Source organism: Paenibacillus agri (genome assembly GCF_013359945.1).
Lineage (GTDB): Bacteria > Bacillota > Bacilli > Paenibacillales > Paenibacillaceae > Paenibacillus_AQ > Paenibacillus_AQ agri.
In genome coordinates this window covers 145,308-163,793 of the sequence record NZ_JABWCS010000207.1, presented here as the reverse complement: position 1 = coordinate 163,793, position 18,486 = coordinate 145,308, and the positions used below count along the sequence as shown (strand labels likewise).

Genomic DNA, 18,486 nt, shown 5'->3' with positions numbered 1-18,486 from the left:
CCGTTTGGTGGCGATGGCGGAGGGGTTCCACGCGTACCCATCCCGAACACGACCGTTAAGCCCTCCAGCGCCGATGGTACTTGGACCGAAGGGTCCTGGGAGAGTAGGACGCCGCCAAGCAGTATTCCCTGATAGCTCAGTTGGTAGAGCACTCGACTGTTAATCGAGTTGTCACAGGTTCGAGTCCTGTTCGGGGAGCCATGCTCTCATAGCTCAGTAGGTAGAGTGCTTCCATGGTAAGGAAGAGGTCACCGGTTCGAATCCGGTTGAGAGCTCCACAAGTTTAAGGCCCGTTGGTCAAGGGGTTAAGACACCTCCCTTTCACGGAGGTAACAGGGGTTCGAATCCCCTACGGGTCACCAATTTTTACTTATCGTTACCCATCAAGGGTTACTATACATATGGAGGCTTAGCTCAGCTGGGAGAGCATCTGCCTTACAAGCAGAGGGTCGGGGGTTCGATCCCCTCAGCCTCCACCATTATCGTCTTCATAACTGAGGAGATATTGGATAATATATAGGTATCCATTAATGGGGATTAGCCAAGCGGTAAGGCAACGGACTTTGACTCCGTCATGCATAGGTTCGAATCCTATATCCCCAGCCATTTCACTCTAAACGAGTGAAGTTAAGCTTTGGTGAAAGTCCGAGTATTCATCGGATGCACCTGACTTATGAGCCATTAGCTCAGTTGGTAGAGCACCTGACTTTTAATCAGGGTGTCGAAGGTTCGAGTCCTTCATGGCTCACTTTTATTAGTATTATGCGCGTGTGGCGGAATGGCAGACGCACCAGACTTAGGATCTGGCGTTTAACGACGTGGGGGTTCAAGTCCCTTCACGCGCACCACTTATGCGGACGTGGCTCAGCGGTAGAGCATCGCCTTGCCAAGGCGAGGGTCGCGGGTTCGATTCCCGTCGTCCGCTCCATAATTTTGCGCCCTTAGCTCAGCTGGATAGAGCGTTTGACTACGAATCAAAAGGCCGGGAGTTCGAATCTCTCAGGGCGCGCCATTTTATATTATCGGGATGTAGCTCAGCTTGGTAGAGCACCTGGTTTGGGACCAGGGGGTCGCATGTTCAAATCGTGTCATCCCGATTTTAAATTTTTTGCGGGTGTAGTTCAATGGTAGAACTTCAGCCTTCCAAGCTGATAGCGTGGGTTCGATTCCCATCACCCGCTCCATAATCTTATACTTTCGGGATGTAGCTCAGCTTGGTAGAGCACCTGGTTTGGGACCAGGGGGTCGCATGTTCAAATCGTGTCATCCCGATACTTAATTGCTAATTACTCTTACTCTGGTAAGAGTTTTTTTGTTGTTTAACTTTTGCTAATCACGAGAGGTGTGCATAATTACTGCAACTATGAAAAAGCTTAGAGAAGTAAAAAAACGAAGCCTAAACAAGCCTAAAGAAGCTTAAACAAGCTTGGAGGTTGCAAAGTTATACAGTTAAGCTGAATTATCAATCATCTGATCGGCAGGACAGATCTATGTAATTGACTGGTAGATGGGGATGACGAAGTGTACATTCTAATTAATCCTGCAAAAATAGTCGTACCTCCGGTGGGATCCCTAATCTCTGGTAGTAGCCTTGATGTGATTCGTCCTGTTCTGGCGCAGTATTGGCCGTCAGCAGTTGGATCGCAAAGGCATTCGCCTGCCTCTCCAGCTTACCAGGGGCGAAGTAAGAGTTCTCTTCCAGGAAAAAACGGTTAATACCTTTGTGAAGCCGATCATGCCCCAGTTCATGCGCACAAACGAATCGCTGCCATTCTACAGGCAGTTCATTATGAATGACGATAAATCTTCTTCTTAATTTTCGATAATATAATCCCTTCGTACCTGTCCCCAGATTCATAAAACGAATGTGAATACCAAGTGCTCTGGAAATTTCAAAGGGGCAGTTGGTCTTATATTTTTTAATCAGATTATTAATCAATTCATCCATTGTCTTCACCTGCAGTACGTTTAGTGTATTTGTTATTTTATCCTAGGGAAGTCTCGAACACTTAATCCTGTTTGGGCTTTTTGCGCTTATTCATTTGTTTGGCCTCCCAGAACAACCCCGTAAGCACGTCTTTAATCCTCTGTCTGTCCTCCCTATCCAGTGGAATACCATCGAACATCAATTCACCGTCATCCTCCAGCATTTTGCGGAAGTCACGCTTGTCCTTGTTTGTAGCCCATTCAGGGACGATTTCAGCTTCAGCAGCACCTTGATCTTGTAAATACCCTGCACGCTCCATCAGCTCCTCATAAGAACATCCTGTTGCTTCAGCGATCTTGCGTAGGGTTGCCGGCTTCGGGATGCCTCTCAGACCATTCTCGATCCGTGAGATTTGTGAACCGCTGATACCTGCTGCAGATGCCAATTGATTGATGGTTAGTCCTCTTTGTTCGCGAAGCTCTTTTAAAAAACGGCCAAATTCTTGTTCCATCACTACCCACTCCTTCTGCACTGTTAGCTGCTGTAAATAATATAAGCCATTTTTGCCAAGAGGTAAACAACAAAGAATGGTTTATTGCCAAAAGGCAAGATAAGTGATGAAAAGTAGCTATTAACCGGCCTATATAGCCTTAAATCGGATTTTACGGAATTGGAAGAGAGGTGGTATATTATTGAAAAAGGCGAACAAAATGCGAACAAGTAGAATTTTACCACAAATCTTGGAGAAATACTGCAACTATAATGCAAAGGAGTGTATGCTGTGCTGAACCTATCTTCTTTACCTGAACTGGACCGTCGCCGGACACAGATCACTATAGAAAGTATGCTGGAGAAATACCGTATTTTCAAAACCGTTACCTTTGAGGCTAAGGAAGCAAGTATCACTTATTCCTATACCGAACGTTTTCATGGACCTACGAACGCTATTACAGATCAGACGGCAGCGCTCGCCACACATAATGTGGATGTGCCCGCAGCTCGTAGAGCTTATTGCGCCGCAATCGACACGGTGGTGGACAGGCTGGACACAAGAGAGCAGCAGCTGGTACGGGAACGGTACATGAGAAGAGATGAGATGTACGATTACACCATATACAATCATGTGTTTGATCCACCCGTTAGCAAGGACACATATGTAAAGATACGTTCCAAGGCTTTTTATAAAATGGCGCTGGCATTAACTGACCTTGGGCTGCTGTCACTGGATTCTCTGTTAAAAGTTACGTCAAAGTCGCCGAAGCTAGAAAGAGGTGGATCCTCCTTAGAGAGTATCGGCCACCTCTAAAGATCCCAAAAAGGAACCTGGGTTCACAGTTTATTGAAACTATTAAATCTATAGAAGCTGTATCATCCGTAATGTGGGTGGTACAGCTTTTTTATATGTTAGGTCTGCTCGCTTAATACTTCTATACGCGAAAAAACAGAACAAGTGTTCCCAACTAAAAACCACTCTATTCCATCCGTAAGCTCTGCTGAAGTTCGCCTTAACACCGTCTCTGTGCACGAAATAAGGGGGTATGATTATAACATGGCAAATGAAGCAAAAGGACACCGCAGGAGCATGAATGCTCCACTACACATCAGGCCAGCAAGGCTGAAACACTAAGAGCGCGGTGAAAAGTTTCTTGGCTCAGCTGCCATAGTCTTAAACGGATAGAGTTCCTGCTATAAGGACTGTATCCGTTTTGTTTATCCAGGAACGGGAGGGATGAATTGTTCATAGCATTGAAGATTGATGACATGAAAGAACCGCCGATTGCGGTCAGGGAAGGAACGTAACGATGAGCGTACAACAACTGCGGGAGTTTATTACTGCTGTGCTGCAGCGTCATTTTCCGGACGTTCCTGTATATGTTGAGGGGGACAAGCCGCAGACGCCGTACTTTCAACCCGGGCTCATCTCGGCTACGTATGACCGGCAGCGTGAGAACAGGTATCTGGCAGTGTACCGCTTCGGTATCCGTTATGAAAAAGCAAGCCCGCTGGAGGCTGAACGTATGGCTGATAAGCTGAGTGAAGCGCTGGCTGCGATGGAGAAAGAGAGCGGTGTATATCGTGTGGTGCGTCAGGCTTGGGAAGCCGGGACAGAGGGTAAAGCTCCTCTTTTTACTGCGGATTACATGGTGTATCTCCATCAGGAACAGGCCGAGGCCGTGAAGATGGGCCAGATGACGGGAGGAGAACGATTGAAATGACGACAAATCAGGCAGATAGTAATGTGTTTGGAAAAGAACAGATAATGAAGTCTTCCCGGTTCACACCGAAGGAAAAGGATGTACTGGATGTTATTTTGCAAGAGGAACAACGTTATTCGCTGGAAGAAGCACAACAATTGATGGAGCTTTTCTTAAATAAGGAGGTTATTTAATGGCTGGTGGAACATGGACAACACAAAATAAGGTGCGCCCTGGGGTGTACGTGAACGTAGCTTCGGAACAAAGCGCGATTGGTAAAATGGGTGAACGCGGTATTACAGCGCTGGCCCTGACACTGCCATGGGGTCCATCCGGAACCCTTCTGAAGTTTACGCCTCAAGATGATATTTATAAACTATTGGGTCACAGCTTGAGCCATCCGGCGCTGCTGCCGGTTCGTGAAGTGCTGAAACGTGCGGGTACGCTGCTATTGTATCGTCTGAATGACGGTGTAAAAGCGGCTATTACCGGCAGCGGGTTGCAAGCAACGGCTAAATACAGCGGCGAGCGGGGGAATGATCTTACCCTTGTGATCGAAAAGAATATTGAGAACAACACGCTTTTCGACGTGAAGACGCTGCTGGATGGCTCTGAAGTGGACAAGCAAACCGTTGCCAAAGCCGAGGAACTGGTCGCAAGCGCCTGGGTCAAATTCCAGGTGAACGGTACAGAGGGTCTGAAGCTGACGGCTGCACTGCCGCTGACAGGTGGTACGAATGGCACAGTAACCAATCAGGAGCACAGTAATTTCCTGTCGGCTCTGGAGGTTCAGGATTTCCAGACTGTAGGTTTGCTCTCCCAAGATAATGCGCTGAAAGGGCTCTACACTTCCTTTGTGAAGCGCCTGCGCGATACGGAAGGTAAGAAGGTGCAAGCGGTACTGTCGGATTATGCTACGGCTGGCCATGAGGGTGTTATCAGTGTGAAAAATGGCGTTGTGCTCGCTGACGGTACCATTGTGGACAAGACAGCAGCAGTCGCCTGGGTGGCAGGTGCTACGGCTGCAGCGGCGGTTAATGAATCGCTGACGTACCAAGCGTATGACGATGCAGTGGATGCCGACATTCGTCTGAGTCATTCCGAGACGACGGCTGCCCTCTTGAACGGCGATCTGCTCTTCACATTTAGCAGCGGCCGGGCGGTAGTGGAACAGGATATTAACACCTTTACGGCTTTCTCCCCGGATAAAGCCAGAGCATTCTCCAAAAACCGTGTGTTGCGGGTACTGGATGGAATCGCGAACGATCTCAAATCTATTTTTGAACATTACTTTGTTGGTAAGGTGGCTAACAATGAGGATGGCCGTGCGCTGTTCTGGTCCCAGTGTGTAAGCTACATGAACGATCTCCAGAATATCGGGGCGATTGAAGCTTTCAATGCGCAGACTGATGTAGTGGTTGTTGCAGGAAGCGACAGTGACAGCATTGTGCTGGAAGTTGCAGTGAAGCCGGTGGATTCCGTAGAAAAAGTATATATGAAAGTGAAGGTGGTTTAAGATGGCATTTTTGAAAGCTAGCGATACAATTTCCGGCCAAGAGGGCCGTGCATATGCCGTGATTGGCACACAGACGGAAGAGATGTTCTATGTGAAGACGCTGGAGGCCACCGTCGAGAAAACAAAGGCGGAAGTGAAAACGCTGGGCCGCCGCGGGGTGCAGCATAAAGCGACGGGTTGGTCCGGCAGCGGATCGATGACCATTTTCTACATGACCAGCCGTTTCCGTCAGATGATGCTGGATTACATGAAGACTGGTGTGGATCAGTATTTTGACATCGAAGTTACGAACCATGATCCGTCTTCCAGTGTGGGAGCGCAGCGTATTGTGCTGAAGGGTGTAAACCTGGACAGTGTCATCATGGCTTCATTGGATACCGAGTCGGATGCGCTGGAGGAAGAAGTGAGCTTTACGTTTGAAGACGTAGAGATTGCTCAGGCCTTTGCTACACCTGCTGGTCAGTAATAGCAATTCTACTAATTATGGATAAGAGCGGGTAAGGCCCGGGCGTGATTACACGACGGGTCTCTTCTCTGTCCGTTTTTATTGGAAAGTACATCATAACAACCAACTTAGGAGGATTAATATGAGCGAATTAAGTTTGTTTTTTGCCCAAAATGCAGCATGCGATACGACAGAGGATTTTGTGGTCTCTCAGCGTTTCAAGGATAAAGAGGGGAGTGCCGTGGCCTGGAAGCTGCGCAGCATGACTGAAGACGAGAATCAGGAATGCCGTAAGGCGGCAACCCGTAAGATCAAAGGGAAAAATGGCGTCTATACAACGGATATTGACCCCAATGAGTATATGGCGAAGCTGATGACGTCCAGTGTCGTTCATCCGGACCTGCGAAATGCTGAGCTTCAGCGTTCCTATGGGGTGATGGGTGCGGAATCGCTGCTGCGGAAAATGCTGCTTCCTGGTGAATTTGCTGCGCTCGGAGAGCGGGTACAGGCCCTGAATGGCTTCGCCACGGATATGAACGAGCTGGTGGATGAAGTAAAAAACTAATCAACGAGGGCGACGGTGAGGCTAACTTAGCCTACTACGCCCTCCACGAGCTGCATATCCTGCCGCACGAGCTGATGAAGCTCTCCCCCCGCGAACGGGCGGCGATCTACGCGATGATCGCTGTCAGGGTGGAGAAGGAGAAGCGGGAACAGGCGAAGAGCAGGGCCAGGAAGAGATAGGTGGAGGAGGTGGTAATGTGGAAAATCCAGTGACAAGTACAGCACTGGTTCCGGTAACTGCAGTAACGGTCTGGCAGAATGTAAACGCACAATGGGAGCGATTGAATCAAAACTTTGATCAGTCCGGTGACTCATTGAAAAACCTTCAGAAGATCTTAGAGCGAATCTATGAGGAGAAAAACAAGTCCTTTATGGAGGGCTTCATGCGTTCACAGCAAATGGCAGACCATATGTCTGGAAAAACAGGGAATGTAAATCGTGTTTTAGCTGACAATTCAGCTGACAGTGGTCTTCCGAAGACGAAAAAGGGTCTGATAAGTAAAATACAAAAGATCATGAAAGCTCTGGATGTCAGTGGTTTTAAGGCAACTAGCAATATGGGGGAAAAGGTTGTTGGGCATACCAAGAACAAAAAGGAAGAGACAAAGGATGTAAGTAGTTCATCCGAAGACTCCGAGGTAGTGAACTCAAAGAAAAAGAGATCAAAGTCAAAAGAAAAGGAAAAAGAAAAGGATTCAAAGAAAGACAAAGATAAAGACAAAGACAAAGACAAAAAGTCGGGATTTATAGCCAAGCTGGTTGCTTCTTTGGACATCAGTAAACTATTTGGTAAAGTAAAATCCTTGGGTGAGAAAATAATAAAACCGAATGCAACTGATGAGGATAAGAAGAAGTGGGCGAACATTCAAAAGAGCACAACCAATGTTGTTGGTTCAATGGGACAAAAAGCAATTGAAGCCCTGCGTCCTGCACTTGATATGCTGAACACAGCCTTTCAATCGGATCAAATGGTTGCTGCTATGAATTTCATGGCTAATATATTCATGGTTATTGCAACAGTCATCAGCATGGTAGTTGAAGGACTAATGTATATGGCTACGGTTGTGCAACAGAACTGGGATGTTATAGGACCGATCCTTGGAGCAATAGCCTTTGTATTATTAGCAGCTATGATTGGACAGGTGTATAGTCTTGCAGCTGCTTGGCTGGTAACTAACTTGCCTATACTGCTGTTTGTGGCAGCAATCGCTTTGCTTATATATTGTCTTCAACAAGCAGGCGTTTCTACGGAGGAGATAGTCTCTGTCGTGGCTGCGGCGTTTGGCTGGTTAAATGTGTTTATCCAGAATATAATAATTTATCTTTACAACGCGTTTATCTCATTTGCTGATTTCTTCCGAAATCTGTTTTTGGATCCGACGTATGCGGCAAAAAAGCTATTCTACGACTTGGCTACTGGTGTTCTGGACTTGTTCTATAAGATGGCATTGGGTACGGAGAATTTTGCGGGGGGATTCGTTAAGATCATTGCAGATGCAATCAACGCCGCTTTAAAGAAATTCAAAAATTTAACGGATTTCCTAAGCAATATTCCGGGGTTTGGGTCCTTAGCTAATATCAAGATAAATTATCTTGATACCAAAAATCCTCACGTTTTCAGTGATTTGATTCTGAAGCAAAGAGGAAAGTTAGAGGCGCCCACAAGTAATCAACCAGTTTATGATACTAAAAAGAAAGAGTATAAAGACCCTCAAGCCGTTATGGTCGACTATGCGCAAAGGGCCAAGAAGGTCACAGATAAATTTGATACGAAAGTTAGTTTGAAAGATTATACTTCAAAGAGTGCAACGCCCGGAATTAAAAGTCCTGCCGATAATGTTTCCCCCGACATCAACAAGGTTGGTGAAGTCGGCAAAATCAATGACACCGTCGACATCTCCAGTGAAGACTTGAAGATGATGCGTGAGCTGGCGGAGATTCAGGCGATCCAGAATTTTGTGGAGCTGACGCCAACCGTGCAGGTAACGACAGGGAACATCAACAATGCCGGTGATATTGATACGATTATCAATAAAATCGGGCAAAAGCTGAACGAAGAGTTCATCTCGACGGCACAGGGGGTGTACACGTAACGTGGAAGAGTATGGTTTTTTCTTAAGCTTCAATAACATGCAGGAGATTTTCCGGCTCCCGGTGAACCCGGAGACGCTGGAAATGAAGGAATCCGGCGACGGCAAAAGCTATACGATCGTGGATTTCGGGGAAATAAATGCGATATCGTATCCGAAACTGACGGAGATTACGATTGAGAGTATTTTTCCGGCGCAGCGGTACCCCTTTGTGCTTGTACCGGAGAAAGGGCCCAACCGACTGCGGCGGCCATTTGAATATGTGGAGCTGATCAAGAAATGGATGGAGACCAGGCGCCCCATCCGTTTTATTTTTTCCGGACTCAGGGCGGGAGAGCAGAGCCGGGACCCGAGGGAGTCCAGTGATTTTGCGGTCAACATGGCCATGAGCATTGAGAACTTCAGTTGGAAGCTGGTAGCTGGCAGTTCGGGAGACATCGAGTTTTCACTGTCGCTGAAGAAATATGTGTTCTACCAAGCGCTCCCAATTAAGGTCGATAAAAAAGGCCAAGTCAAGAAGGAGCAGCAGCGGCCCAGCGATAAAAAGCAGCCCTCCACCTACACCATGAAAGCGGGAGATAATCTATGGAAAATCGCGAAAAAGGTGCTAGGTGACGGGCAGAAGTACACAATTATTCAAAAGCTTAACGGCATCCCCGATAGCCAGCTAAGGAAACTGCCGATCGGGAAAGTCCTTAAGATGCCATAAGGAGGGATACTGTGGAGCTGCTTTTAAAGAACAAGGAGGGCAGGGTGTGGGATCTCTCCAAAATTGTATCGGATATCTCCTGGAAAACAGCTCGTACCGGCAAACCGGCGACGCTGGAGCTTACTTTGATCAATAGCGGAATCTACCAGCATCCCAAATTTGGGATCAAAAACGGAGATATTGTGCAGTTTCGAAAAGACGGGGTCAATGTGTTCTATGGTTTTGTCTTCAGTATAAGTACGGGTTCAAATCAGGAGATCAAGCTGACGGCGTATGATCAGACCCGGTATTTGTTGGGGAACGGAACCTATGTTTTTCAGGATGCTACCGCGAGTGATGTAATTGACAAAATCGCCAAGGATTACGGGCTGCAGATTGGCGTGCTGGAGCAGACGGATTATCGTATTCCTTCATTAATTGAGCCGGATAAAAAGCTGCTTGATATTATCATGGGCGCTGTCGGGAGTGAGCTGCAGTATAAAGGGAAGCTGATGGCTTTTTACGATGATTTTGGCAAGTTAACTCTGCGAAGTCCGAATTCGATGCTGCTTAATCTGATTTTGGGAGATGGACACTCCTTGTATGAGTACTCTTTGAAAAAGAGCATCGATGACGATACGTACAACACGATTGTTCTCTACCAGGAGAATGAGCAGAGTGGCCAGCGGGAGCCTTTTGCAGTGACTGACAAGGATAATGTGGCACGCTGGGGGATTTTACGGCTATTTCAGAAAGCAGACGACAAGTCCAATGCCGCGCAGAATATGGAGAAAGCGAACAATCTATTGAAGCTGCACAACCGGGAAAGCCTCAGCCTCTCTGTGCAGTCACTTGGAGATCTTCGTGTGCGGGCGGGAAATTTCATTTATGTGCTGCTGGATGAGCTCAAAACTCAGTTATTTCTGGTGGACCAGTGTACGCACAAAATCTCCGGCGATGAGCATACCATGTCTCTGGATATTAAGGTGGTGTAATAAAATGTTGGATATTATTAAAAAAGCGAGCCTCGGCGCGGTGGGAAGCACCAATCCGGTGGCTTTTTCGTATGGGCTCGTCACAGGGACGGCTCCGCTTCAGATCCAGGTGGATCAGCGGTTTATTTTAACAGGTAATGCCTTGGTTCTTCCGGAATCGGTCATTGAAAGTAAGATCCAGTTAAACGGCCAGGAAGTGATACTGCGGCGCGGGCTTGCTGCTGGAGACCGGGTGCTGATGGTGCGGATGCAGGGCGGCCAGAGCTATGTTGTACTGGATAGGCTGGTGAACCCGTCATGATCCCTGAGATTGGAAAAGAGGGCCCGATTACCGCTGCCGTTGAAGAAACGCCGTTCACTTCTGAAACTGTGGAAATGCCCAGTCTAACCTATCGGATGGATTGGGAGCGCAAACGCATTAGCAGCCACACGGATGGACTGGAGGCAGTCAAACAGGCCGCAGCCAAAATACTGAATACGCTTCGCTATGAGCACCTGATCTACAGTACCGACTATGGTACGGAGTGGAATTTGGTCTTGGGGCAAGACCGGCTGCTTGTTCGGGCGGAACTCCGGCGTATTTTAACAGAAGCACTGCTTCAGGATGACCGGATTACCGGGGTAGAAGAGCTGAGCATTGCTTTTAACGGAGACAATCTGGATGTAAGCTGCACTGTAGTAACGAGCTATGGCAGCTTCCGGGTCAGAAAGGAGATGAATGGAGATGGCTAAGGAACAGAGCTTTGAAGCGTTATTGGAACGAATGTTAGCCCGGGTACCGAATGGTCTGGACAAACGGGAAGGCAGCATTATTTATGATGCACTGGCCCCGGCAGCAGCCGAAATGGCCCAGATGTACATGGAGCTTGCGTTGAATACCAATCTGCATTTTGCCGATACTGCTAGCGGTGAATATCTGGATCGCTGTATTGCCTGGTTAGGGATTAAACGGCGAGCGGCTAGTAAGGCGGAGCTTCAGGGTGTTTTTTCTAACCATAAAGGAGAGCCCCAAGAGGTGCCAATTGGCAGTAGGTTTTCGCTAGAGATGTTAAACTACACGGCTACACAGAAATTATCACCTGGTGTCTATCGTTTGGAATGTGAAACGGCTGGTGCGGTAGGCAATCGTTATTTCGGGCCCTTGCTGCCAGTGGATTATATTGCTGATTTGGCGAAGGGAGAGATTACGGCGCTGCTGATTCCCGGCGAGGATGCCGAGGATGACGAAACTTTGCGTGAGCGTTATTTCGATGCGGCAAGACGGCCTTCGACCAGCGGGAATAAATATCATTATATGGAGTGGGCACAGCAGATTTCCGGGGTGGGGGGAGCGCGTGTTTTTCCACTGTGGTCGGGTCCCAAAACGGTAAAGGTCGTCATTGTGGATGCTGACAAGAAACCTGCTTCTCAGCTGCTGGTAGCAAAAGTCCAAGAGCATATCGATCCGGTACCTGGCAAAGGAGAGGGACAGGCCCCTGTCGGAGCCGTTGTGACAGTAGCGCCAGCCGTAGGCAAGAACATCAATATTCAGGCTAAAGTCACACTTGCTGCGGGGTATACCTTGCAGGCGGTGAATGCTGAGTTTGCTGCTGTATTGGAAAAATATCGCAAGGATAAAGCTTTTGCCTCTACCTATATCAGTCAGTCGGTGATTGGTGCTTTGCTGCTAAATACGGAGGGAATTGTGGATTACACAGAGCTGAAGCTTAATAACGGGACGGGAAATGTACCGCTTGATGCAGAGGAAGTTCCGCTGTTCGGCAATGTCGCGCTGGGGGTGTAGGGGGTGGGATATCCGGACGGGATTGATACTTTCAAGAATAAACTTAATAAAAAGCCAAATGGCGGAAGCTATTTAATTGAAGAGAAATTAACGCTTGTTAATGGTGTATATGATGGACCTCTTGCTCATGACAATATTAATAATCAGAGTTTGACGGTTTATTCGGGGCCACGTTATAGCGGTGAGGAACTGCGGAATTTTACGGTGGCTTTTCCCGATGATGCTCCATGGCAGCGTATGATCAAAATTTTTGCCAATGCCAATGTCTCTGAAGCCTATGTCACTTATGAAACTCCTGGCGACACGGTGGAAGCGGAGGACATCAATGTTCTTCAGAGTGGTCTGACAGCTGTCCAGAGTGAAGTGGAACGTTATAAAGAGCATGGCCGGATTGACGGAGGAACATTTAGAAGAGAGGTGTAACATGGCACAGACGATACAAATTAAACGGGGAACAAAGGCAGAACTGACTACTTATGGGGTACTAAAGGCTGGTGAGCTTGGGTTCTGCTTGGATACTAAGGAGGTCTTTATCGGTGATGGTGCCTCCAACTCCATGGTTGGCCGGGCGCTGTCCGGTCCGGAAGCTTCAAGGCCTGTTGCCGGGGTAGCAGGACGACTATATTATGTGACGAGCGGAACGAATAACGGTTATTTGTACACCGATGATGGCTCTGCCTGGCGGCGGGTCAATCCTCAGAAGCTCAGCGATTTAACCGGCACGCTCGATGATATTGCAGATGGCACGACCTATGCCAAAGTGCTGAAGACAGACGTTAGCGGCGGACATATCAACAAAGTGTCAGATGGCACCAATGTGAAAACCGCTGCAGAGATCAAGACCCATATCGACGATACGGCCAAGCACCGGGTTATCAATGATACAAGCAATGCCAATACGGATCTGTGGTCTGCTCAGAAAATTAGGAACGAGATTGAGTTAGCTAAGCGTAATATTGAACCCCAGGCTTCTGTAAAAAGTCAGAACGTAGCCACTCCCCCGACAAATCCGGTGGAAGCTGACCGGTTCATTATCCCATCCGGGGCAAAGGGGAGCTGGGCGGGAAAAACAAACCAGATCGTAGAATACCAATCTTCTGTCTGGACGTATTATCCACCCGATGTAGGCTGGACTGCGTATGTGGACGACGAACAGAAAATATATAGCTGGAACGGCACGACCTGGGTACGTACTGGAGGAGCTTTGCAGACAATTACAGCCGGTAATGGATTAACCGGGGGCGGGCAGGCCGATACAGTAACCCTTAATATAGGTGGTGGTAACGGCATTGCGGTTAATACCAATGGCATTTCAGTCACAGCGGGCAAAGGGATCACTGTAGATGCTGGCGGCGTATCTGCAAATGTGGATGGTACCAGTATTGTATATGACCCTTCCAACAGCAATAGGCTTATGGTAGCTAGCATCGATGGCGGCACTTTCTAGGAGGCGATAAAATGGCGCGAAAGACATTGATTCAAATTCGCCGTGGTTTGGAAAACGCGCTGGGTACGCTGGCTGCAGGCGAGTTGGGGTTTTGCACTGATTCCGGCAAGCTGTATATTGGTACGGCGAACAGTGGGAATGTACTGCTCGTGGCAGCTCAAAGCACCGGGGACATGCTGAAAAGCATCTACGATACAAACAACAATGGGAAAGTCGACTTTGCACAAGTAGCAGATAGCGTCCCGTGGGCTGGCATCGATGGCAAACCCTCAGTATTTCCACCTGCTTCCCATACCCATTCGGAATATATGCCTAAGGGACCGCTGAAATGGAATCAGCTTAAGGGGGTATAGCTATGGCTTATGGTGAGCATCTATACGGCACGATCAGCTTTTCTTCTGAAAAGCCGGTTCAAGAAGGCCCTGATTTCAATATACCCGATCTGATGAGTTATCTGCCGGACTACTACCTGGGTGTTCTGGAAATGGAAGAGCTCCAGAAAAGCCAGGCTGTGGAGTGCGGGCAGCTTATATATGCGATAGAAGATAGTGCCGCACAATTGGTGGTAGAGTCTGCTACCTGGGGGCTGTGGCGCTTCGAGAAGGAGCTTGGGCTCAGCACGGACACGTCAAAGTCCTATGCCAGCCGTAGAGAGATGATTGTAGCGAAGCGGCGGGGCAATGGAACCACGACCCCGGAGATGATCAGGCGGACGGCGTCTGCTTTTTCTGGAGGGGATGTAAAGGTTGTAGAGGTACCGAATGAGTACAGCTTTGAGGTGCATTTCGTCGGTACACTCGGCGTTCCACAGAATATGGCGGGGCTCATACAGATGATCGAGGAGATCAAGCCTGCGCATCTGAGTTACTCATTTGTCTATACCTATACCTGGTGGGAGTCGCTCAAAGCTCTCAAATGGAACACAGCTGCAATCAAAACATGGAACCAATTAAGAACTTATAGATAGGAGAGTGACACATGCAGACAACAGGGAATTTAGGATTGAAAAAGCCTGAGGGCACGGATTACGTTGATATAGCCGATCTTAACGGGAATATGGACAAGCTGGACACTGAGGTCGTGAAGCTTGCCTCCCCTACGGAGAACGGGCGGATGTCGGCTGCGGATAAGGCGAAGCTGAATGGCGTTGCTGCGGGGGCTAACAATTATGTGCATCCCAATCATACAGGTGATGTGACAAGTAATGGGGACGGTGTGACAGCGATCGCGCCGGGGGTGATTGTCAATTCCGATGTGAATGCGGCAGCGGGCATTGATGCCTCGAAGATCGGGACAGGTGTGGTATCCAATACGGCATTCAGCTATCTGAATGGTGTGACCAGTGGGATTCAGGGGCAGCTTAATGCGCGTCCGTTGCTGACGACTACGCCGCAGCAGACGACGGCGGATATTACGTACTATGTGCGGACGGATGGTAATGATAATAATAATGGGTTGGCGAATACGGCGGGTGGGGCGTTTAGGACGATTGGTAAGGCAGTCAGTGTGATTCCACAGACGGTTAATCACACAGTCACTGTTAATGTGGCTTCGGGTACTTATGCGGAAGCAGTTCTGATTGAGGGTATCACAGGCAAGGGGTATGTCAACTTTGTAGGCGTACCAGAAACATCGATACAGTCATTTAAAGCAAACCGCTGTCACCGAGTAGTAGTGAAAGGATTTAAAGCCACCTCAGCAAATTCAATCGGCTTTACGGCGGATGATAGCGGAAAGGTTGATTTTGACAGTTGTGTAGTTATCGCATCGGGGAGCCGTGAGGGGATTGTTGTTCAGGGAGGTACGACTTCAACCATATCAAAATGCACTATTTCCAACCGGTCAGTAGCGATGCTGGCCAATGATTCTACGATATCTTCAATAGATAACAATGGTATTGGTAATACTACTGCTGGTTTATATACAAACCTTGGTGCCATTTATACATTAGGCACGCAACCAGCAGGTGCTGTTGGTGTCAACAGCGGTATTATCACTAGCGGAGTTATTAACCCATGGGGAGATAATACGTGGTATCAGAGAAGTCGCGCCGAAGCTGGTCCAAATGGTGTGCAGACCATAAACCCTGCAACTTTCACCAAAGTTGCATTTGCAACGGAGTACCAGGATATCTTGGGAGAATATAATCCCGCAACTTCAAGTTTTATAGCTCGTGCCACGGGAGCGTATTTATTCAGCGTTCAAATTGGTGTTACAGGAGGCATTGAAGGTACAACCCGTGGAATAGTAGAGCTTTGGGTAAATGGCGGAGCGGGAAAGGTGAGAATCTTTGACAGCACCATGGGAGCGGGTACTGATTTTTCTGCGGTGGGCGCTGCTGCCATCTCTCTGGGAGCTGGAGATTATGCCGAAGTTTTTATTTGGTTAAGTACCACAAAACTCCTTACGACAACCACGGAATACAACTTTGTTCGTATTTTAAGAATTGCCTAGAATGGAGGAGAATAGATGAATATAGCTGTAGCAATCAAGCACTTATACCCTTATGCTGATCCACTGAGGGATTTTATCGTACTAGACAATGGCCCCGAGCTTGTACTTCGACCTGGAGCCGAAGAAAAAGGCCGTGTCCGCTATGAGATCAAGCCACCACAAAACGGCGAGGAATCAGTAGAGGGCGTGCACTACCGGTACGGCATTGACTACAACCGGTTAACCGAAGGCGAAGACTACGATATCGTAGAGCGCGGCCCATACATTGCCGCCTGGAACCTGGACGCTCCACAGCCAACCGAGCAAGAACTGCAAGCGGCCTGGGAGACTTATCAGGAAGCTGAAGCGAACAAGCCTCCGCAGTTGACGGAGAACGAGCAGTTGCGAGCAGAGAATGCATCCTTGCACGGTCGTCTTGGGGACGTAGAAGTTATTATGGCGGAATTGCTTAGTATATAACACCGAAAGGAGATGAGACTCAACATGTCGACAGATTCACTCGCTGCTGCCAAAATCCGGCTGATGGCCAATGCCTGCATTACCCGTTTTGATCGGGGAGAGCGTCCCATTGAGGATGTGATTCATTCCTATAATATGCAGGTAGACAATGAGCAACTGGTCAGAGAGCAGATTGTGGAAAAGCGTCCCGATATCTCTTTCACCGAAACTCTCGGAACAGAGCAAAGTGGTTCAGGACATTAATTAACACGCCCTTATCAGGAGCGTGTTTTTTTAAGCCCTCGGAGGAGTCGTCCGAGGGCTTTTTCAACAATACAGGAATTCACACAACATCACAGAAGGGAGCGGGCGGATGGAACAAGGAGATCTTGCGCAACTGGAGAAGCTGCTGCCACTGGCCGATAAGTATGGCCTCGCTTATATTGTGGCATTCATCTTGATGATCGTGGTCATGGTTCTGCTGCGAGCGATTGTTAAGGGAAATCTGGTGCCCCGGGAACTGCTGGACCGGGCCGAAGAGGACCGGGATCGACTACAGGCGATTTTGGACAAGGAACGCTCTGAATTCATGCAGCCAACACTGGATGTACTCAAGAAATTGAAGATTGACCATACGGAAGACAGGGGGAGTTAGGGATGCTGTCACAATGGATTCAGCGGCTGCTTCTCCCCCGGCATGCACATAAAGAGATGGAGCTTCGCAGGGCCTCAACCAGCGTTACACTAACCATAAGCCACTATAAGAACGTCTCTCAGGAAATTCAGGAGGAGATCCACCGCAACCGGTTCGCCAAATATTTAGTTTATGATCGAGGGGATCATCATGAACATGATTGATATCGTACTATTGCTGCTGTATAGCCTTGCTATTGCCTGCTCATGGTACATCATTCATTGCCACAGGGAATATTTCTATGAGCGGTTTCAAAAAGGTGTAGTTAGCGTGTTCATGCTGGCGATGCTTATTTTTCTGCTGGCATACACGTTCAAAATGCTAATTGTCTTACTGGTACAGGTGGCAGTGCTGCTCGGAGCGGATATAACCGAACTTCTTAGCTGGCTGCAATACGCATGGATCTTTGCCCAATTAGGAACGACAGCAGGACTGCTGGCTCTGGCTGCGTTGACCCGTTCAGGAACGTATGACCAATTTCTTCATATTAAAAAGGTGCACAGAAAGGAAGAACGACATCATGCTGACACTGACTCAGGTGAAAAGTAAATCGACAGCCCGGCTCTCCGGTCTGCACCCTGTTATCCTTGCCGCTTCTGCGGCATTGATTGAGCGCTGTTATGCCCGAGGCATCCCTATTGTTATCACACAAGGACTGCGTACCATCGCCGAACAGGATGCGCTGTATGCACAAGGACGCACCAAGCCGGGGTCCATTGTTACCAATGCCAAGGGCGGTTACAGCTACCATAATTACGGACTCGCCGTGGACTTCGCGCTGCTGCTACCGAACGGGAGTAGTGTCTCATGGGATATGAAGCTGGACGGTAATGGGAACAACATAGCAGATTGGCTGGAAGTTGCAGAGGAAGGGAAGAGACTGGGCTTTGAATGGGGTGGAGATTGGACCAGCTTCAAGGACTACCCCCATTTACAAATGACTTTCGGATTAACACTGGCCCAGTTAAGAGCTGGAATACAACCGTCTGACTCTGCAGTGGAAGCCGCATACCGAATAATCACTCCGAAGCAGGAACCGAAGGAGCAGACTATGGAAGAAAAAACATTAGCAACGGTAAAAGTTAACGGTATTAAAATCGCTGACGGTCTTTTGGATAAAGGAGTGACTTATGTGCCGGTACGAGTGCTTGTCGAAGCACTGGGCGCCAAGGTAACGGGCTACGATGCGCTAACCAAGACGGTGGAGATTACATGCAATCATTAAAAAATGAATAGTACGCAAAGGGCTG

The 18,486-nt window shown here is 48.3% G+C and carries 25 protein-coding genes, 12 tRNA genes and 1 rRNA gene; 36 read left to right on the top strand and 2 right to left on the bottom strand.

All coding sequences use genetic code 11. The features are described from left to right. Positions 1-3: 3 nt before the first annotated feature. The 13 genes from rrf to HPT30_RS13165 all read left to right on the top strand — a co-directional run bounded on the left by rrf (position 4) and on the right by HPT30_RS13165 (position 1,272). Positions 4-120 (top strand): 5S ribosomal RNA (gene rrf / locus HPT30_RS13225). A gap of 5 nt (positions 121-125) precedes the next feature. Then, a tRNA-Asn gene (locus HPT30_RS13220) sits at positions 126-201 on the top strand. 1 nt (position 202) lies between these two features. Then, positions 203-278 (top strand) — tRNA-Thr (locus HPT30_RS13215). A gap of 9 nt (positions 279-287) precedes the next feature. Continuing rightward, positions 288-362: transfer RNA gene (locus tag HPT30_RS13210), tRNA-Glu, on the top strand. Between the two features lie 41 nt (positions 363-403). Then, positions 404-479, top strand: a tRNA-Val gene (locus HPT30_RS13205). 52 nt (positions 480-531) lie between these two features. After that, positions 532-606 (top strand) — tRNA-Gln (locus HPT30_RS13200). 69 nt (positions 607-675) lie between these two features. Next, positions 676-748, top strand: a tRNA-Lys gene (locus tag HPT30_RS13195). A 16-nt stretch (positions 749-764) separates the two neighbouring features. Then, positions 765-848: transfer RNA gene (locus HPT30_RS13190), tRNA-Leu, on the top strand. Positions 849-853: 5 nt separating this feature from the next. Continuing rightward, positions 854-928 (top strand) — tRNA-Gly (locus tag HPT30_RS13185). A gap of 7 nt (positions 929-935) precedes the next feature. Then, positions 936-1,012, top strand: a tRNA-Arg gene (locus HPT30_RS13180). A gap of 11 nt (positions 1,013-1,023) precedes the next feature. Continuing rightward, positions 1,024-1,097 (top strand) — tRNA-Pro (locus HPT30_RS13175). A gap of 13 nt (positions 1,098-1,110) precedes the next feature. Continuing rightward, positions 1,111-1,184: transfer RNA gene (locus tag HPT30_RS13170), tRNA-Gly, on the top strand. A gap of 14 nt (positions 1,185-1,198) precedes the next feature. Then, positions 1,199-1,272, top strand: a tRNA-Pro gene (locus HPT30_RS13165). A gap of 262 nt (positions 1,273-1,534) precedes the next feature. On the opposite strand, the gene HPT30_RS13160 is transcribed toward HPT30_RS13165, so the two are convergent. Beyond that, positions 1,535-1,948, bottom strand: coding sequence for an ImmA/IrrE family metallo-endopeptidase (locus HPT30_RS13160; RefSeq protein ID WP_066366350.1), 414 nt, complete (start codon positions 1,946-1,948; stop codon positions 1,535-1,537). Positions 1,949-2,009: 61 nt separating this feature from the next. Then, positions 2,010-2,438, bottom strand: a complete 429-nt coding sequence (locus HPT30_RS13155) for a helix-turn-helix domain-containing protein (protein WP_175371838.1) — start codon at positions 2,436-2,438, stop codon at positions 2,010-2,012. Between the two features lie 273 nt (positions 2,439-2,711). Between HPT30_RS13155 and HPT30_RS13150 the strand changes: the two genes are divergently transcribed. The 23 genes from HPT30_RS13150 to HPT30_RS13040 all read left to right on the top strand — a co-directional run bounded on the left by HPT30_RS13150 (position 2,712) and on the right by HPT30_RS13040 (position 18,461). After that, the gene (locus HPT30_RS13150) at positions 2,712-3,233 is read left to right on the top strand and encodes an ArpU family phage packaging/lysis transcriptional regulator (RefSeq protein ID WP_175371846.1); all 522 of its coding nucleotides are present in this window, start codon (positions 2,712-2,714) and stop codon (positions 3,231-3,233) included. 496 nt (positions 3,234-3,729) lie between these two features. Further along, positions 3,730-4,143 carry a phage tail terminator family protein gene (locus HPT30_RS13145; RefSeq protein WP_175371837.1) on the top strand — a complete coding sequence of 138 codons (414 nt, stop codon included), beginning with the start codon at positions 3,730-3,732 and terminating at the stop codon, positions 4,141-4,143. Continuing rightward, positions 4,140-4,316, top strand: coding sequence for a hypothetical protein (locus HPT30_RS13140; RefSeq protein WP_175371836.1), 177 nt, complete (start codon positions 4,140-4,142; stop codon positions 4,314-4,316). The genes HPT30_RS13145 and HPT30_RS13140 overlap by 4 nt, the downstream gene beginning before the upstream one ends. Beyond that, the gene (locus HPT30_RS13135) at positions 4,316-5,638 is read left to right on the top strand and encodes a phage tail sheath family protein (RefSeq protein ID WP_175371835.1); all 1,323 of its coding nucleotides are present in this window, start codon (positions 4,316-4,318) and stop codon (positions 5,636-5,638) included. Before HPT30_RS13140 ends, HPT30_RS13135 begins: the two co-directional genes overlap by 1 nt. 1 nt (position 5,639) lies before the next feature. After that, a complete protein-coding gene (locus tag HPT30_RS13130) occupies positions 5,640-6,104 on the top strand; it encodes a phage tail tube protein (RefSeq protein ID WP_175371834.1) in 465 nt (154 codons plus the stop codon). 121 nt (positions 6,105-6,225) lie between these two features. After that, positions 6,226-6,648, top strand: a complete 423-nt coding sequence (locus tag HPT30_RS13125) for a phage tail assembly chaperone (protein WP_175371833.1) — start codon at positions 6,226-6,228, stop codon at positions 6,646-6,648. Between the two features lie 196 nt (positions 6,649-6,844). Beyond that, positions 6,845-8,740 carry a hypothetical protein gene (locus HPT30_RS13120; protein ID WP_175371832.1) on the top strand — a complete coding sequence of 632 codons (1,896 nt, stop codon included), beginning with the start codon at positions 6,845-6,847 and terminating at the stop codon, positions 8,738-8,740. A gap of 1 nt (position 8,741) precedes the next feature. Then, positions 8,742-9,446, top strand: coding sequence for a LysM peptidoglycan-binding domain-containing protein (locus tag HPT30_RS13115; RefSeq protein WP_175371831.1), 705 nt, complete (start codon positions 8,742-8,744; stop codon positions 9,444-9,446). 11 nt (positions 9,447-9,457) lie between these two features. Beyond that, positions 9,458-10,420: an XkdQ/YqbQ family protein gene (locus HPT30_RS13110; protein ID WP_175371830.1), complete on the top strand. Its 963-nt coding sequence runs from the start codon at positions 9,458-9,460 to the stop codon at positions 10,418-10,420. 4 nt (positions 10,421-10,424) lie between these two features. Continuing rightward, positions 10,425-10,721, top strand: a complete 297-nt coding sequence (locus HPT30_RS13105) for a DUF2577 domain-containing protein (RefSeq protein ID WP_175371829.1) — start codon at positions 10,425-10,427, stop codon at positions 10,719-10,721. Further along, the gene (locus HPT30_RS13100; protein WP_175371828.1) at positions 10,718-11,152 is read left to right on the top strand and encodes a DUF2634 domain-containing protein; all 435 of its coding nucleotides are present in this window, start codon (positions 10,718-10,720) and stop codon (positions 11,150-11,152) included. The genes HPT30_RS13105 and HPT30_RS13100 overlap by 4 nt, the downstream gene beginning before the upstream one ends. Continuing rightward, positions 11,145-12,203, top strand: a complete 1,059-nt coding sequence (locus tag HPT30_RS13095) for a baseplate J/gp47 family protein (protein ID WP_175371827.1) — start codon at positions 11,145-11,147, stop codon at positions 12,201-12,203. The genes HPT30_RS13100 and HPT30_RS13095 overlap by 8 nt, the downstream gene beginning before the upstream one ends. A gap of 3 nt (positions 12,204-12,206) precedes the next feature. Continuing rightward, positions 12,207-12,626: a phosphoglucomutase gene (locus HPT30_RS13090; protein WP_175371826.1), complete on the top strand. Its 420-nt coding sequence runs from the start codon at positions 12,207-12,209 to the stop codon at positions 12,624-12,626. Between the two features lies 1 nt (position 12,627). Further along, on the top strand, positions 12,628-13,650 hold the full coding sequence (locus HPT30_RS13085; protein WP_175371825.1) for a DUF2793 domain-containing protein: 1,023 nt from the start codon (positions 12,628-12,630) through the stop codon (positions 13,648-13,650). 11 nt (positions 13,651-13,661) lie between these two features. Further along, the gene (locus tag HPT30_RS13080; protein ID WP_175371824.1) at positions 13,662-14,003 is read left to right on the top strand and encodes a hyaluronate lyase N-terminal domain-containing protein; all 342 of its coding nucleotides are present in this window, start codon (positions 13,662-13,664) and stop codon (positions 14,001-14,003) included. Between the two features lie 2 nt (positions 14,004-14,005). After that, positions 14,006-14,617, top strand: a complete 612-nt coding sequence (locus HPT30_RS13075; protein WP_175371823.1) for a putative phage tail protein — start codon at positions 14,006-14,008, stop codon at positions 14,615-14,617. 11 nt (positions 14,618-14,628) lie between these two features. After that, a complete protein-coding gene (locus HPT30_RS13070) occupies positions 14,629-16,104 on the top strand; it encodes a C1q-like domain-containing protein (protein WP_175371822.1) in 1,476 nt (491 codons plus the stop codon). 15 nt (positions 16,105-16,119) lie between these two features. After that, positions 16,120-16,563: an XkdW family protein gene (locus HPT30_RS13065; protein ID WP_175371821.1), complete on the top strand. Its 444-nt coding sequence runs from the start codon at positions 16,120-16,122 to the stop codon at positions 16,561-16,563. Between the two features lie 24 nt (positions 16,564-16,587). Continuing rightward, positions 16,588-16,806: a hypothetical protein gene (locus HPT30_RS13060; RefSeq protein WP_175371820.1), complete on the top strand. Its 219-nt coding sequence runs from the start codon at positions 16,588-16,590 to the stop codon at positions 16,804-16,806. 109 nt (positions 16,807-16,915) lie between these two features. Further along, a complete protein-coding gene (locus HPT30_RS13055) occupies positions 16,916-17,197 on the top strand; it encodes a hypothetical protein (RefSeq protein ID WP_175371819.1) in 282 nt (93 codons plus the stop codon). Positions 17,198-17,199: 2 nt separating this feature from the next. Beyond that, positions 17,200-17,400: a hypothetical protein gene (locus HPT30_RS13050; protein ID WP_175371818.1), complete on the top strand. Its 201-nt coding sequence runs from the start codon at positions 17,200-17,202 to the stop codon at positions 17,398-17,400. After that, positions 17,387-17,785, top strand: a complete 399-nt coding sequence (locus HPT30_RS13045; protein WP_175371817.1) for a hypothetical protein — start codon at positions 17,387-17,389, stop codon at positions 17,783-17,785. Before HPT30_RS13050 ends, HPT30_RS13045 begins: the two co-directional genes overlap by 14 nt. Continuing rightward, complete coding sequence (locus HPT30_RS13040; protein WP_175371816.1) at positions 17,757-18,461, top strand: M15 family metallopeptidase; 705 nt, start codon at positions 17,757-17,759, stop codon at positions 18,459-18,461. Before HPT30_RS13045 ends, HPT30_RS13040 begins: the two co-directional genes overlap by 29 nt. The last annotated feature ends 25 nt before the right edge of the window (positions 18,462-18,486 follow it).